Consider the following 14,535-nt stretch of genomic DNA (forward strand, 5'->3'; position numbering starts at 1 on the left):
CAGGACGCTTCTCTATGTGGACACCGCTGCGCGCGGGGACAAAGACGGCGCTGCTGCTGGCGCTTTTCGTCCTCTACTATCTGATACCTATTGAATTCCGCAGCCTGTGGCAGCCGGATGAAACCCGCTACGCCGAGATCAGCCGCGAAATGGTGGCGGGCGGCAACTGGGTGGTGCCGCACTTTTTTGGCCTGCGCTACTTTGAAAAACCGATCGCCGGCTACTGGGTCAATAATATCGGCCAGCTTCTCTTCGGCCATACCCTGTTCGGCGTGCGCGCCGGGGCGATTTTCAGCACCGCGCTCAGCGCGCTGCTGCTCTACTGGCTTGGCGCGCGCCTGTTCGCCAGCCGCACCGTCGCGCTGACCGGCAGCGTAATTTTTCTGACCTCGCTGCTGGTGTATGGCATCGGCACCTATGCGGTGCTCGATCCCATTCTGCTGCTGTGGCTGGTGGCGGCGATGTGCAGCTACTGGCTGGCGGCGCAGGCGGGCAGCAGGCGGCAGCGGCTCGGCGGCTATCTGCTGCTCGGCGTCGCCTGCGGCTTTGGCTTTATGACTAAAGGCTTTCTGGCGCTGGCGGTGCCGGTGCTGGCAATTACGCCCTGGGCTATCTGGCAGCGGCGCTTCGGCGAGCTGCTGCGCTGGGGGACGCTGTCCGTCGTCACGGCGCTGGCTATTAGCGCGCCCTGGGCGCTGGCGATCGCCCGGCAGGAAGGGGACTTCTGGCACTACTTCTTCTGGGTCGAACATATCCAGCGCTTCGCCGAAGCGGACGCGCAGCACAAAGCGCCGTTCTGGTACTACCTGCCGGTCTTGCTGGCGGGCGCGCTGCCCTGGCTGGCGCTGCTGCCCGGCGCGCTGACCACGGCGTGGCGGCAGCGCGCAGAGCAGGCCGGCGCGGCCTACTTACTGAGCTGGGTGCTGCTGCCGCTGCTGTTTTTCAGCATCGCCAAAGGCAAGCTGCCTACCTATATCCTGCCGTGCTTCGCGCCGCTGGCGCTGCTGATGGCGCACTACGCCCACGGCGGCGGCGTGCGGCTCGGCAGGGTGTTTCGCATCAACGGCGCAATTAACCTGCTGTTCGGGCTGATTGCCGCCGCGGCGGTGGTGGTGTTCCTTGCGCCCTGGGGGCTGGCGCGCCATCCGCTTTACGCGCGCGATGAAGCGCTGCGCGCAGCGGCGGCGGCGGCGGCCTTTGCCGGCTGGGGGGTTGCGGGCTGGCTGAGCCTGCGGCCGGGGAGCAGCCGCTGGCAGCGGGCGGCGCTCTGTCCGCTGGCGCTGGCGCTGCTGGTGGGGTTTGCCATTCCGCAGAAGGTGCGCGATGCGAAGCAGCCGCTGAATTTCGTCAGCGCGGTGCGTGAGCGGCTGGCGGGCAGCCGCTATCTGCTGGCTGACAATCCCGGCGTCGCCTCGGCGATCGCCTGGTCGCTGCGGCGCAGCGACATCACCCTTTATGACGCCAAAGGCGAGGTGCAGTACGGTCTGAGCTACCCCGATGCGCAGGCGCGCTACGTCGACGGCGCGGCCTTCGCTGACTGGCTGCGGGCGCATCGTCGCCAGGGGCGCGTATCGGTCGTTATGATGCTCAATTCAGACGAGAACGCGCCGGATGCGCATCTGCCGACGCCGGACGATCGCTATCAGCAGGGGCGGCTGGTCTACTACGGCTATGACGCCACGCCATGAGCCTGCTACTGATTGCGCTGGTTAGCCTGCTGAGCTGCATCGCGCAGCTCTGCCAGAAGCAGGCGGCCAACCTCGGCCGCCGTCGGGGCAACATCCACCTGACAGGGTGGATTGCCCTGAGCCTGCTGCTGCTGGGCCTGGCGATGCTGCTCTGGCTGTGGGTGCTGCGACTGGTGCCGGTTAGCGTCGCCTATCCCATGCTCAGCATTAATTTTGTGCTGGTGGCGATCGCCGCACGGGTGATCTGGCAGGAAAGCTATACGCTGCGGCAGTGGCTCGGCACGCTGGCCATTGTGGCGGGCGTGGCGCTGATGGGGAGTCATCTGTGAAAGGCTGGGTGCTGGCGCTCGGATCGGTGCTACTGGTGACGCTGGCGCAGCTGGCACTGCGCCTGGCGATGCGCGATTTTCCACCCGTCTCGGCGTTGACAGGCGTTGACTGGGTGCAGCACAGCAGCACGCTGCTGCCGCTCGCCGTCGGGCTGCTGGCCTATGCGTTCTCAATGCTCTGCTGGATGCTGGCGCTGCGCCATCTGCCGCTCAACCGACTCTATCCGCTGCTGAGCCTGAGCTACGTGCTGGTGTGGCTGGCGGCGGTGCTGCTGCCCATCTTCGGCGAGCCGTTTCGCTGGAGCGGCCTGGCGGGCGTGCTGCTGATTCTGCTCGGGCTGCTGGCCATCGCCGTTCCGCCACGGCGGACGAGACTATAGCAGGCAGAGGCCATCGCTACCGGCGATGCAGTTGCGTCCCGCCTTTTTAGCCATATAGAGCGCCTGGTCGGCGGCGAGCTTGAGCGCGTCAGGCGTCTCGCCGGGAGGCGAGGCGCTGATGCCGGCGCTCAGGGTAACGATTTTCTCCGGCAGCTCGCTCGCCTCATGCGGCAGCGCCGCGCGGCGAATCGCTTCCAGCGCCCGGTGGGCCACTTTCTCTGCGTCGCGGGCGTGGGTGCCCGGCAGAATAATCGCGAACTCTTCGCCGCCGTAGCGGGTGACCCGGTCGGTGCTGCGCAGCGGCAGGTGCTTCAGCACGGCGGCCACCTCCTGCAGGCAGCGGTCGCCGGCAATATGGCCATACTCATCGTTGTAGCGCTTGAAGTAGTCCACATCGAACATAATCAGCGAGACGGGCGAGGCCGCGCCGCGCAGGCTCATCTCCAGATAAAAATCGAACTGCCGCCGGTTGCCCAGCCCGGTCAGGCCATCCAGCATCGCCAGATCGCTGAGCGTGCCGTTCAGCCGCGTCAGCTCATCCTGCGTGTGCATCAGCGCCTGCTGGCTGCGCTGGCTGGCGCGCAGCTGGCGCAGCACCAGAAAGCCGAACAGCAGCACCAGCAGCCAGGTGAAGATATTGATGCTGATGCCGGTAATATTGCTCTTCCACCAGGCGTAGCGCATCGCCTGCGTCTCATAGCCGACCGCCGTCACCAGCGGATAGCGCTCCAGCCGGGCGTAGCCAAAAAGACGCTCTTCGCCGTCGAGGCGACTCTCCCAGGTGGAGCTGCCGATGCGCGACTGGCTGAGCAGGCGGGTAAAGAGCGGGCTGGAGGAGAGGCTGCGGTTAAGCACGCTATCGGGGAAAGGGCGGGCGTAAAGCAGAATGCCCTCGGTATTCATCAGCGCCAGCATATCGCCAGGGCTCTGTTCATACCAGCCGTAAAACTGACGGAAAAAGGCGACTTTTACCGAACCGAGCGCCACGCCGCGAAAATTTCCCTCTGCATCGTTTAGCCGCAGGGAGACCGGGATCACCAGCTCCTCGGCGCTGCGGCTGCGGATCACCTGGCCGATATGCACGCCCGGATCGGCATGGTCGCGGTGCCAGATAAAAGAGTCGCGGTCGGCGTTGTTCATCTGCTTAAACGCCATGTCGCGCGAGGTGGCGAGCCAGTTGCCCTCTTTGTCATAAACGTAGAGGCCGGCCAGCTGGGGCAGCGGCAGCGAAAGCCCCGCCAGTATGCCGTGCCTGCCGCTGTAGGCCTCGGGGCGGCTATAGACCGCGTCAGCCTGGCGGGCGATTTCATCCAGCGCGATACTGACCTGAAGAAAGGTATCCTGCGCCTGGCGCGAGAGCGAGAGCGCCTGGTTGCGCGCCTGCACCGAGACATCCTGTAACCGGTGCTGCCAGGAGTGCCACAGCGCCCAGCTGCACGCCGTCACGATAAACAGGCTAATAAAAAGCAGAAACAGCAGCACAAGGCGCTCTGTTTTCCTGGCGCGGGGCAATGGCAAATTCTCTCTCCGATAAAACAACGGGTTATCAGTAAAAGGTAGCAGTTAAAAACGGCCCTGCGGGCAGGGGGAAGAAAGAGAGGCGTAGCGCGGGCAAGCAAGCGCAGCGGCAGCGCGGGCCGCGCCGCCGCGGAAACAGGCCCGGAAGAGGGCGACAGCCCGCCGCCAGGGGGTTACAGCGTGGTAACGTCGGGAGTGTTTTTTAACAGGTTCACCGCCTGGGCAATATCGGGTGCCAGCCAGCGATCCTGCTGCCAGTTTGCCACCACCGCGCGCAGGCTCTGTAAGGCTCGCCGCGTGCCCGAGGCGAGCGCCGCGTCGCCGTGAAAGTCGAGCGCCTGCGCCGCCAGCAGATATTCGATAGCCAGAATATGCCAGACGTTTTCCAGCAGCTTCAGCAGCTTGAGCGCCGCGCCGGTGCCCAGGCTGAGGTGATCCTCCTGCAGCCCCGAGGTGACATAGTTATCCAGCACCGCCGGCTGCGCCAGCTGGCGATTCTCCGCGCAGAGCGACGCCGCGACATATTGCGCGATCATCATGCCGGAGTTAACCCCCGGCTGCGCCACCAGAAAGGGCGGCAGGCCGCTCACCAGCGGATTGACCAGCCGGTCGAGGCGCCGCTCGGCGATGCTGCCCGTCTCCGCCATGGCGATCGCCAGCAGATCCGCCGCCATCGCCACCGACTCACCGTGCGGATTGGCCTGCGACACCACGCGCCACGCTTCCGGCGTGCCAAGCACCAGCGGGTTGTCGGTGCAGGCGTTGAGTTCGGTGTCGATCTGACGCGCGGCGTGGGCAAACTGATCCCGGCTGGCGCCGTGCACCTGCGGCATTGAGCGCAGGCTGAGGGCATCCTGAGTGCGAATGCCGACGCTGGCGGCCAGCAGCGGACTGTCGCTCAGCAGCTGACGCAGCCGCTGGCCGCTGATCTGCATGCCGGGACTCGCCTTCAGCGCCAGCACCTCGGCGTCGAACGCCGCCAGCTGGCCGCGCAGCGCCTCGAAGCTCATTGCGCCGGTGACGTCTGCCCAGTCCAGCAGGCGTGCGGCATCGTCCAGCGCCAGGCAGGCGAGCCCGGTCATGCAGGGCGTGCCGTTTACCAGGCTTAACCCCTCTTTGGCGCCGGGACGCCAGGGTTCCAGGCCAGCCAGCGCCAGCGCCTGCGCGGCGGGCATGCGCTGGTGTTGATACTCCACCTCGCCGACGCCGATCAGCGCCAGACCGATGTGGGCCATGTGGCTCAGGTAGCCCACCGATCCCTGCGACGGCACCTGCGGCGTGATCTGGTGATTCACCAGCGCCAGCATATGCTGCACCAGTCCCGTCGAGACGCCCGACCTGCCGTGGCTGAAGTTAGCGATCGCCGCGCACAGAATGGCGCGCGCCTGCTCGCGCGTCAGCAGCGGACCGACCCCGCAGGCATGACTAAGCAGGGTATTGCGCGACAGCTGGCTAAGCTGCTCGTCCGCCAGCGTGATATTGCACAGCGCGCCGAGGCCGGTATTGACGCCGTAGGCGATTTGCCCGCTGGCAACGATCTTATCGACAATGGCGCGCCCCTGGGCGATACGCTGCCAGGCGCTGGCGCTTAAGCTCAACGACGCGTTATGCCGCGCCACCGCGACCAGCTCCTGCCACGTTATCGGCTTATCGCCCCAGATAACGGTCATGATGGCTGCTCCGCGCCGTGGTGGCTGGAGATAAACTGTTTAAAGCGCTGCGATCCCTGCTGGCCGAACATCGCCTCCGGGGCGCCCTGACAGTCAATGGTGCCCTGATGCATAAACACCACGCGGTTAGAGACGTTGCGCGCAAAGCCCATTTCGTGCGTTACCACCAGCATGGTGCGTCCCTCTTCCGCCAGGCTGCGCATCACCTTCAGTACTTCGCCCACCAGTTCGGGATCGAGCGCAGAGGTCGGCTCGTCGAACAGCATCACCTCGGGATCCATCGCCAGCGCGCGGGCGATCGCCACGCGCTGCTGCTGGCCGCCGGAGAGCTGCGCCGGATAGAAATCTTTGCGGTTAAGCAGGCCGACGCGATCCAGCAGCTGCTCCGCCTGGGCGATGCAGCTTTTCCTGTCGCGCTTCAGCACGTAGTGCGGCCCTTCAATAACGTTCTGCAGCACCGTCATATGCGACCAGAGATTAAAGCTCTGGAACACCATGCCGAGTCGGGCGCGCAGGCGCTCAATCTGCCGGGGGTTGGCCGCCAGCTGATGACCGCGCGCGTGGCGCTTCATCTCGATGGTTTCGCCGCCGACGCTGACCACGCCGGCATCGGGCGTTTCCAGCAGGTTGATACAGCGCAGCAGGGTACTTTTACCCGAGCCGCTGGCGCCAAGAATCGAAATCACATCGCCTTTATGCGCCTGCAGCGAAATACCTTTCAGCACTTCCATCGCGCCGAAGGATTTATGAATATCCGTGGCGGACAGGGTAACGGGGGAGGTGGAATGCATATTATTCTCCGACAAGCGGTTTAGCGGCGGACAACGGCTTTTTTGCCGTGCGGTGCACCGGGGTCAGACGACGTTCCAGCAGCGCGTAGAGCTGGACGATAATAAAATTAAGCAGCAGGTAGATAACGGCGGCGCAGAGAAACACCTCCATGGTGCGGTAGGTGCGCTGGATGATCTGCTGCGCGACGCCGGTAACGTCCCAGACGGTAACGAGGCTGGCCAGGGCGGTGGACTTCACCAGCAGAATCGCCTCGGTAGAGTAGGCGGGCAGCGCATAGCGTAGCATCACCGGCGCGATAATGCGGCGCAGCAGCAGCCAGCGCGACATCCCGCAGGCGAGGCCAGCCTCAACCTGTCCGGCGGGCACGGCGAGCAGCGCCCCGCGCAGGATCTCCGCGGTATAGGCCGCGGTGCAGAGCGACAGCGCCAGCACCGCGCAAACAAAGGGTTCACGCAGGAGCGGCCAGACGATGCTGTGGCGGATCACGCCGAACTGCCCAAGCCCGTAGTAGATCAGAAACAGCTGGATCATTAGCGGCGAGCCGCGGAACACCAGAATGTAGCTGCGCGCGAAGGCGCTCAGCAGCCGCCAGCGGCTCATGCGCAGCGCCAGGATGCCGATTGCCAGCGCGCCACCGCACAGAAAGGCGCTGATAAACAGGCCGAGGGTCACCGGCAGGGCGGCGCTCAGCTTAAGAAAGGTGTCGGTGAGAAAGGCGACGTCAATCATGCTGCTGCTCCTTAATGCTGCGCCGCGGTGCGGCTCTGCCACGCCCGTCCGAGGCGCGACTCCGCCCGACGAAACGCCTGATTAGAGAGCAGCGTCAGCGCCAGATAGCAGGCGCCGCCGACCAGATAGAAGGTGAAGTAGTCGCGGGTGGAGCCGGCGGCGACCTGGCTGGCGCGCATCAGTTCGACAATGCCGGTCACCGAGACCAGCGCCGAATCCTTGAGGCTCATCTGCCAGACGTTCGACATGCCGGGCAGCGCGTAGCGCATCACCTGCGGCAGCAGAATGCGCTGGGCGATGCGCCAGCGCGGCATGCCGATCGCCACCGCCGCTTCCACTTCGCCGTTGGCCAGCGCCAGACGCGCCGCGCGATAGACTTCCCCCTGATAGGAGCCAGAGATGAGCCCGATCGCCAGCGCGCCAATCAGGAACGGCGGCGCCTCGATAAAGCCGTCCGCGCCGAACAGCTGGCCCACCAGGGTAATCAGGCCGGATCCGCCGAAATAAAACAGGTAGATCACCAGCAGTTCGGGGATACCGCGAAACACCACCGAATAGCTCTCGCCCAGCCAGCGCAGCCAGCGCTGAGAGGAGAGCCGGGCGGCCGCCACGCCGGAGCCGACGACGGCACCGATAATTAGCGCCGCCAGCGACAGCAGCAGCGTGGTGCAGGCGGCGCTCAGGATCAGACGGCCCCAGCCGTCCGCGCCAAAACTCAGCAGGCTCATCATCTTTTACCTCTCTTACGGGGTTACGTCGGTTTTAAACCACTTTTCGCTCAGCCTTTTCACCGTGCCGTCGGCCAGCGCCGCATGAATCGCCTCGTCGAGTTTGGCTTTAAGGTCGTTATCCGCCATGCGCACGCCCATCGCTTCGCCTTCACCCCAGATCGGCCCGCCCAGCTGCGGGCCGCTGAAGGTCAGACCGGCGTTCTCTTTGCGCGCCAGCATCGACTGGGCAAAGGTGACGTCGTCAAATACCGCGTCGATGCGGCCCGATTGCAGATCGAGAATGGCGTCCGCCGATGAGGTGTATTCGCGCACCTCGGTGTCGCCTTTAAAATATTTGTCGATAAAGGGGGTGTAGACGGTGCCGGAGGCGATGCCGATGGTTTTGCCTTTCAGCGCCGCCTTGAGCGGGGCGATCGCCGCGTTGATCGCCGCCTCGTCATCGTGCAGCTTAATAATGTTGCTGTCGGCCGGCAGCAGCGGGTTCTCTTTGCTGGTAATAAAGGTGGCGGGCGTTGAGGCGTAGGGCGTGGTGAAGTTGACCACTTTTTTACGATCCGGCGTAATGACAATCGCATCCATGATCACATCATATTTGCCGGCATTCAGCCCGGCGATCATGCCGTCCCAGTTCTGCACCACCAGCTTGCACTGCGTGCCCATGCGCTTGCAGAGATCCTCCATCAGCTCAGGCTCAAAGCCGCCCAGCTTGCCGCCCGGCAGCGTCAGGTTCCAGGGTTCATAGCTTCCTTCAGTTGCTATGGTGATCGATTTCCACTCTTTCGCCTGTGCGGCCGCGCCGGTCAGCAGCAGCGTGGCGAAAAGGGTGGTGAGGCAAAAACGGCGAATAGGGGCGCGTTGCGTCATGCGGCTTCTCCTGGTCAGTAATCGATATAGGCCATCCGGTGGTGAAAAGGGTGAAATGACATTTCATGTATATACAAGTAAATCTGTGCTGATACACCGTTGATCTGCTCGGTTTGTGAGCATCACTTGATAAAATTTTGTTAAATGAAGCAGAAGATTAACTTGTACATACAAGTTGCAAGAGTTGTGCCAGTTCACAATCAGTTGAAAGCGGGAAAACAGGCTTAAAAACCGGCGTCACCTTTTGCTTCTGCACCGAAAACGCGCATCGCTGCGTAAAAAGAGTGCGAGAGAGTCCAGGCCGCAGGCGCCAGCAGATATTTATTTTCATCTTAAGGTCAGGTTAATAGTGACGATAAAATCGAATATTCAGGCAGGGATGGGTGGCATTGCCTTGGGTTTATAATGTTTTACGTAAAACTGATAGCAAAATATGCTGGGTTGAGTTGATAGGGCAAGCCTTTCCCAGCGATAGGTTTGGCTGATGTATCAATCTGTTTCAGGATATTGAATATTGTATTGACGACAGCTTTTTTTAACCGGCCATCATGACAAACAGCTTTTATTACCTCACCCTGGAATGCGACGCCACAGGCTGCTTTGTTCTGCATACCAAAGCCTGTAACAGGCTGCCCGCGATACCGCTCCGCATGTTTATCGGCACCTTTTATCATCCGCGCGATGCCCTGATGACGGCGAAACAACGAAAGGTTAATTCAAAACCCTGCCGCGAGTGCCTGACGGCAATCTGTCGCTAAAGGCGAAAGATGACGCTGGCGGGCAGGAGAGTTTTTGAGGCGAAGCAGATGACGCCGCGCAACCAACGAAGAAAGCGTAGCAGCGCGGCGCTCAGTTCGTCAGGTGGCTCTTCCGCCACAGGATGGCCGCGGTTAATCGCGTAACCACGCCCATCCGGCGCAGCCAGATCGCGCCTCTATCGCCGTAAGGCGCTATTCCTGCGTGAATAAATCCTTCAAAGATGGTTTTTCCTTGCTGGCGAGTGGTGCATATTACAGACGGCAGCGATCTGTCAGGAGCATAAAGAGAGGTGGCTATGGAATTTCAGCATATGCGTATCGCCAGGCCGGTGAGCCTGCTGAGCGATAGCGCTCAGATCTACGTCAGCGGACTGGATCTGCAGATCATCGGCGAATTTCGCGATCACGGTGGTTTCAGCGGCTGTATGTTAGGGCGCGATGATTTGCCCTGGCATCTTGAATTCACCCAGTGTCACTTTCATCCGGTTACGCCCTCTCCGTCGGCCGAAGATCTGCTGGTTCTCTACGTGCCTGACCAGCAGAGCTGGGAGATGCGCTGCGCAAAGATGGATCGGGCTGGCTTTGTCCGAGTGGAATCGTTTAATCCCTACTGGGAGAGAAGGGGCGTGACATTTAAAGATGGCGATGGCTATCGGGTCGTGATTCAGCATATGCGCTGGGGCGAGCGCTGATGCGGCGCGACACCGACGGGCGAGAAAACCAACCAACAAAGAAAGCGACAGCTCGCCTCTACCCCTAATGCGCAAAGGTTTTATGAGCGCCACGGCTTTCGCTTTGTGCAGGAAAATCTCTACCCCTCCAGGCTTGCTCAGGCAGAGCTGCGCTGCATCGATATGGTTATTGCGCTTTAGCCGCGATAACGGCGCTTTACCGCCGGGCCTGCGTTACAGCATCGGCCCGGCAAGCTGACGAAGATTAAACTTCGCTCTGTTTGATATTGGCCACCGGCGACAGCACATTCTCCGGCAGCGCGCGCAGCGGTGCGTTTTGCGCGACGCGCGTCGGCCAGTCGTGATTGGCCAGCGCCGCCTTGCCGATCGCCACAAAATCGGCACCCTGCTCAAGCTGCTCTTCTGCCAGTTCACCGGTATCGAGACCACCGTTAACAATAAGCACGGTATCCGGCGCCGCCTCGCGGGCGATAGCGGCAAAGGTCTGTTCGCCGTCGCTAAAGGCGGGTTTCCACGCCTGATATTCCGTTACGTGGATATAATCCACGCCCGCCTCCTGCAGCAGAGCAAACACTTTCGCCGCGCCCGCTTTGCCTTCTTTCCACTTGTGATGGAAATCGTTGACCTTACCCTGCGAGATGCGCACGCCCAGCATGGCATCAGGCCCGATTTGCGCCCGCACCGCCTTAATCACCGCCAGCGTCAGGCTGAGGCGCGCTTCGATATCGCCGCCCCAGCGGTCGGTGCGCTGATTGGTGTAGTCGGTCAGAAACTGATCGAGCAGATAGCCATTGGCTGAATGGATCTCGACGCCGTCAAAACCCGCCGCGTTGACCGCACGCGCCGCGCTGGCGGCAAAGGCGTCAATCGCCTGCTGGATCTGCGCCTCGCTCATCGCCTCCGGCAGCGCATAATCGCCCTGACCGTGGTAGAAGCCGAGCTGCTGGCCGACCGGCTGCACTGCTGAAGGGGCGACGGTGGAGCGGCGATAGATATTGGCCTGCGACAGCGCACCGCCATGGATCAGCTGCGCGATAAAGACGGCACCCTGGCTTTTCACGGCATCAACCACCTTGCGCCAGCCCTCTACCTGCTCATCGGTTACAATACCGGGCTGAAAAGCGTAGGTCTGCGACCAGGCCTGGTCGACATAGAGCCCCTCTGAAATCACGCCGCCGAAGCCGCCGCGCGCAAAGCTGGCGTAGTAGCGCTGCATCAGCTCGCCCGGCACGCCAGCTTCCGAGGCGGAGATGCGGGTCATCGGCGCCACCATGGCGCGGTTGGTAAAGTGCGTGCCCTTGATGGTGGCGGCAGTGAAAAGTCGTTTAGTCATAGTGCAGCATCCCCTGAATCATTATCTGATTAAACTATTGTAATGCAGCCTCCTGCGGCGAATAATCGCCAAAATCGACAAGCTGTATAACGGATATCGTTACAATGGACTTAAAAAACGTTGAGATTTTCTGCAGCATTGCCGACACCGGCAATCTTACCGAGACGGCCAGGCGCATTAACGCAACGGCGATGACCATCTCCCGACGGTTAGCGCAGCTGGAGAGCGAGCTGGGGGTGCGCCTGTTTCAGCGCACCACGCGCGCGGTGTCGTTAACCAGCGAAGGGGAGGCGTTTCTGCCCTATGCACGCCTGATGCTGGAGGCGGAAGAAACCGCCAGGAGTCTGTTTACCTCCGCAGCGCAGGGCGCCAGCGGGCTGCTGCGCGTTACCGCGGCGTCGGAATTCGGCAAGCGTCATCTGCTGCCGCTGCTCCCTGCAATAATGGAGGCGAACCCCGCGCTGCAGGTCGATCTCAACCTGAGCGACAGCCTGGTCGATATCGTCGGGCAGGGCTATGACATGGCGCTGCGGCTGGCGCCGCTGAAGGACTCAACGCTGATCGCCCACCGGCTCGCCGATAATCCGCGGATACTCTGCGCCGCGCCCGGCTATCTGGCGCGCTATGGCCAGCCGGCCAGCCTCAGCGATCTGCAGCAGCATCGCTGCCTGAAAATATCCGGGGTGGCGCACTGGATGTTCGAGCAGCACGGCCAGGTGGTGAACTGCCCGATCGCCGCACGCTTCAGCTGCAGCAGCGTCGAGGGGGTGCGGGAGATGTGCGTGGCCGGTATCGGCATCGCGCAGCTGACCTTTCTTGATGTTCGTGACGAGCTGCATCGGGGAGAGCTGGTGGAAATTGCGCTGGCGGATGCCAGTCGACACGCGCTGGCGGTCTGGGCGCTGCTGCCGACCCGACAGTATATGCCTTACCGAACGACGCTGCTGTTAAAGGCGCTGAAAGCGGCGCTGCAGCCCTTCGATGCCGGGCAAAACGGTAAAGATCCCCTTTAGCCGCTGTGGTAAAAGGGGCGTCGATACCGTCGCGGGCTGATTTCAGACCGAGGGAAGAGCCACTCTTCTGTATAAGGCGCTGTAGCGACGCCTGCATTATTTATCAGTTGCGTTTACGATCTAATTCACCGCGCGAATAACGTTAATCAGTAATATCAGCCTGCCGCCAGATTATTTATGCGTTAATAATCGGCGCCATCTTTAATGCTTTTAATTTGAGTTAATTAATCATTTAACGCCTTGCTGTATTAAATCAGCGGGAAATTGCTTTTTTCTGCTTTTAACCGGAACTTTCCCATTGTTTTGGTGATATTCTGTGTCGCAGGGAAGGGACGACGATTATAATTAACTTAACTTAAGTTTTTAATAATGGCTAAATCAGGGATGTTACTGGCGCTGTGCGTCAGCTTATTTGCAACTTCAGCTATTGCGGCGCCGTTAAATCCTGCCGACCGCGATTATATTCAAAATCAGCAGCAGCAGCGGCTGAATCAGGATCGGCAGCAGCGCGATGCCCTCTGGAACGCCGTGTCGACTGAACGCGCGCCCGCTGCGGCCTCCTCGCAAACCGGCCCCTGTTTTCCGGTTCACGCCATCGATATTCGCAACGCCTCGCTGCTCTCTGCGCGCCAGCGGGAAAGAATTACCGCGCCCTATATTCATCGCTGCCTTAACTTATCGGAAATTAACGCGCTGGTGCATGGCATTTCCGACTGGTATATGCAGCGCGGCTATATTACCAGCAGGGCGTTCCTGACCGAACAGGATTTATCCAGCGGCGAGCTGATTATTCCGGTGCTGGAGGGGAGGCTGGATGAAATTCGTCTTGAGGGCGAGCATCCGCGCGTCCTGGCGATGGCTTTTCCCGGACTGGAAGGCAACATCCTCAACCTGCGTGATATTGAGCAGGGTATGGAGCAAATTAACCGGGTGCGCAGCACGCCGGTGCAGATCGATATTCAGCCGTCACCCAAAGCGGGCTATTCCGTGGTTAATCTCACCGCGAAGCCGGAATTTCCCCTGAGCGCCGCTGTGGGCGTTGACAACAGCGGGCAGAAAAGCACCGGCGTCGGCCAGCTCAGCGCTTCGCTCACCGGCAATAACCTGCTCGGGCTGGCGGACCGCTGGTTTATCAGCGGCGGACGCAGCAGCGCCTTTAGCGACTGGCGCGACGCGCAGAACCTGCAGGCGGGCGTCAGCGTGCCGTACGGCTACGGACTGCTCGACTACAGCTACAGCTGGAGCAGCTATCACAGCAGCTTCGTCAACAACGGCTTTACCTGGCTGAGCAACGGCGACAACGTTGCGCACCGCCTGAATGGCTCGTGGGTGCTGTTCCGCAACGGCGATATCAAAACCGGCGCGCAGCTCGGCCTGAACCACTACACCAGCCATAACTTCCTCAACCATACGCTGCTCGCTGGCAGCAGCCGCAAAATCACCAGCCTGCAGCTGGGGCTCAACCACACGCAAAAAATGTTCGGCGGGGTGGCCACGCTGAACCCGACCTTCAGCCGCGGCATGCCCTGGTTTGATGCCGAAAGCGACGCGGGCAAAAGCGACCTACTGCCCAAGGCGCAGTTCCGCAAGTGGAGCCTGGGCGGCAGCTTCCAGCGCCCCCTGGCAAAGGATCTCTGGTGGCTCAGCAGCCTCTATGGTCAGTGGTCGCCCGATCGGCTTTACGGCAGCGAGCGCCTGACGCTCGGTGGCGAAAGCTCGGTGCGCGGCTTTAAAGAGCAGTATCTCTCCGGCGACGTCGGCGGCTACCTGCGTAACGAACTCAGCTACCGCCTGTTCACGCTGCCGGTCATGGGCGAGGTGAGCGCGCTGGCCGCGGTGGACGGCGGCTGGCTGAAAAGCGACGCGCAGAACCGGGAAGCGACCGGCACGCTGTGGGGCAGCGCCATCGGACTCGGCACGCGCGGCCGCTATTTTTACACCCAGTACACCCTCGGCATTCCCCTCAGCTATCCCGGCTATCTGCAGCCGGATCGCGTCAGCATTTACGCCCGCGTCGGGCTGGTTTTCTAAGAGGCAA

14 protein-coding genes are annotated in these 14,535 nt (G+C 61.7%); 6 read left to right on the top strand and 8 right to left on the bottom strand.

All coding sequences use genetic code 11. The annotated features are described in order from the left end of the window. Positions 1–14 precede the first annotated feature (14 nt). Genes arnT through arnF form a run of 3 tightly spaced genes read left to right on the top strand, consistent with a single transcriptional unit; the run spans position 15 to position 2,397 of the window. On the top strand, positions 15–1,688 hold the full coding sequence (arnT, locus tag LB453_RS11555; RefSeq protein ID WP_224481742.1) for a lipid IV(A) 4-amino-4-deoxy-L-arabinosyltransferase: 1,674 nt from the start codon (positions 15–17) through the stop codon (positions 1,686–1,688). Further along, positions 1,685–2,017 (top strand): 4-amino-4-deoxy-L-arabinose-phosphoundecaprenol flippase subunit ArnE, encoded by a 333-nt coding sequence (arnE, locus tag LB453_RS11560; RefSeq protein ID WP_103795920.1) that lies wholly within the window; start codon positions 1,685–1,687, stop codon positions 2,015–2,017. Before arnT ends, arnE begins: the two co-directional genes overlap by 4 nt. Beyond that, positions 2,014–2,397: a 4-amino-4-deoxy-L-arabinose-phosphoundecaprenol flippase subunit ArnF gene (gene arnF, locus LB453_RS11565; protein WP_103795919.1), complete on the top strand. Its 384-nt coding sequence runs from the start codon at positions 2,014–2,016 to the stop codon at positions 2,395–2,397. The genes arnE and arnF overlap by 4 nt, the downstream gene beginning before the upstream one ends. Here arnF and LB453_RS11570 read toward each other — a convergent pair. From LB453_RS11570 to LB453_RS11600, 7 genes are all read right to left on the bottom strand, one after another. Beyond that, positions 2,392–3,879 carry a sensor domain-containing diguanylate cyclase gene (locus LB453_RS11570; RefSeq protein ID WP_103795918.1) on the bottom strand — a complete coding sequence of 496 codons (1,488 nt, stop codon included), beginning with the start codon at positions 3,877–3,879 and terminating at the stop codon, positions 2,392–2,394. The genes arnF and LB453_RS11570 overlap by 6 nt on opposite strands. Before the next feature lie 209 nt (positions 3,880–4,088). Continuing rightward, on the bottom strand, positions 4,089–5,585 hold the full coding sequence (gene hutH, locus LB453_RS11575) for a histidine ammonia-lyase (protein ID WP_103795917.1): 1,497 nt from the start codon (positions 5,583–5,585) through the stop codon (positions 4,089–4,091). After that, entirely contained in the window at positions 5,582–6,376 is a 795-nt protein-coding gene (locus tag LB453_RS11580; RefSeq protein WP_103795916.1) for an ABC transporter ATP-binding protein, read from the bottom strand. Before LB453_RS11580 ends, hutH begins: the two co-directional genes overlap by 4 nt. Before the next feature lies 1 nt (position 6,377). Next, positions 6,378–7,106 carry an ABC transporter permease gene (locus LB453_RS11585; protein WP_103795915.1) on the bottom strand — a complete coding sequence of 243 codons (729 nt, stop codon included), beginning with the start codon at positions 7,104–7,106 and terminating at the stop codon, positions 6,378–6,380. 11 nt (positions 7,107–7,117) lie between these two features. Continuing rightward, positions 7,118–7,837, bottom strand: coding sequence for an ABC transporter permease (locus LB453_RS11590; protein ID WP_103795914.1), 720 nt, complete (start codon positions 7,835–7,837; stop codon positions 7,118–7,120). 12 nt (positions 7,838–7,849) lie between these two features. Then, positions 7,850–8,701 (bottom strand): transporter substrate-binding domain-containing protein, encoded by an 852-nt coding sequence (locus LB453_RS11595; protein WP_103795913.1) that lies wholly within the window; start codon positions 8,699–8,701, stop codon positions 7,850–7,852. 410 nt (positions 8,702–9,111) lie between these two features. Continuing rightward, positions 9,112–9,375, bottom strand: a complete 264-nt coding sequence (locus LB453_RS11600) for a hypothetical protein (protein WP_146053826.1) — start codon at positions 9,373–9,375, stop codon at positions 9,112–9,114. 380 nt (positions 9,376–9,755) lie between these two features. Here LB453_RS11600 and LB453_RS11605 point away from each other — a divergent pair, with 380 nt between their 5' ends. Further along, a complete protein-coding gene (locus tag LB453_RS11605) occupies positions 9,756–10,151 on the top strand; it encodes a VOC family protein (protein WP_103795911.1) in 396 nt (131 codons plus the stop codon). 244 nt (positions 10,152–10,395) lie between these two features. Here LB453_RS11605 and LB453_RS11615 read toward each other — a convergent pair whose 3' ends face one another. After that, positions 10,396–11,484: an NADH:flavin oxidoreductase gene (locus LB453_RS11615; RefSeq protein ID WP_103795910.1), complete on the bottom strand. Its 1,089-nt coding sequence runs from the start codon at positions 11,482–11,484 to the stop codon at positions 10,396–10,398. 104 nt (positions 11,485–11,588) lie between these two features. Between LB453_RS11615 and LB453_RS11620 the strand changes: the two genes are divergently transcribed. Continuing rightward, positions 11,589–12,497 carry a LysR family transcriptional regulator gene (locus tag LB453_RS11620; protein ID WP_103795909.1) on the top strand — a complete coding sequence of 303 codons (909 nt, stop codon included), beginning with the start codon at positions 11,589–11,591 and terminating at the stop codon, positions 12,495–12,497. Positions 12,498–12,881: 384 nt separating this feature from the next. Further along, positions 12,882–14,528 carry a ShlB/FhaC/HecB family hemolysin secretion/activation protein gene (locus LB453_RS11625; protein ID WP_224481743.1) on the top strand — a complete coding sequence of 549 codons (1,647 nt, stop codon included), beginning with the start codon at positions 12,882–12,884 and terminating at the stop codon, positions 14,526–14,528. Positions 14,529–14,535 lie beyond the last annotated feature (7 nt).

This window comes from Pantoea agglomerans, from assembly GCF_020149765.1.
GTDB lineage: Bacteria > Pseudomonadota > Gammaproteobacteria > Enterobacterales > Enterobacteriaceae > Pantoea > Pantoea alvi.

Coding starts and splice junctions, on each gene's coding strand:
- LB453_RS11580 (WP_103795916.1), bottom strand. CDS start 6,376: ATGCATTCCACCTCCCCCGTTACCCTGTCCGCCACGGATATTCATAAA.
- LB453_RS11615 (WP_103795910.1), bottom strand. CDS start 11,484: ATGACTAAACGACTTTTCACTGCCGCCACCATCAAGGGCACGCACTTT.
- LB453_RS11605 (WP_103795911.1), top strand. CDS start 9,756: ATGGAATTTCAGCATATGCGTATCGCCAGGCCGGTGAGCCTGCTGAGC.
- LB453_RS11590 (WP_103795914.1), bottom strand. CDS start 7,837: ATGATGAGCCTGCTGAGTTTTGGCGCGGACGGCTGGGGCCGTCTGATC.
- hutH (WP_103795917.1), bottom strand. CDS start 5,585: ATGACCGTTATCTGGGGCGATAAGCCGATAACGTGGCAGGAGCTGGTC.
- LB453_RS11620 (WP_103795909.1), top strand. CDS start 11,589: ATGGACTTAAAAAACGTTGAGATTTTCTGCAGCATTGCCGACACCGGC.
- LB453_RS11600 (WP_146053826.1), bottom strand. CDS start 9,375: ATGATAAAAGGTGCCGATAAACATGCGGAGCGGTATCGCGGGCAGCCT.
- LB453_RS11595 (WP_103795913.1), bottom strand. CDS start 8,701: ATGACGCAACGCGCCCCTATTCGCCGTTTTTGCCTCACCACCCTTTTC.
- LB453_RS11625 (WP_224481743.1), top strand. CDS start 12,882: ATGTTACTGGCGCTGTGCGTCAGCTTATTTGCAACTTCAGCTATTGCG.
- arnE (WP_103795920.1), top strand. CDS start 1,685: ATGAGCCTGCTACTGATTGCGCTGGTTAGCCTGCTGAGCTGCATCGCG.
- arnT (WP_224481742.1), top strand. CDS start 15: ATGTGGACACCGCTGCGCGCGGGGACAAAGACGGCGCTGCTGCTGGCG.
- LB453_RS11585 (WP_103795915.1), bottom strand. CDS start 7,106: ATGATTGACGTCGCCTTTCTCACCGACACCTTTCTTAAGCTGAGCGCC.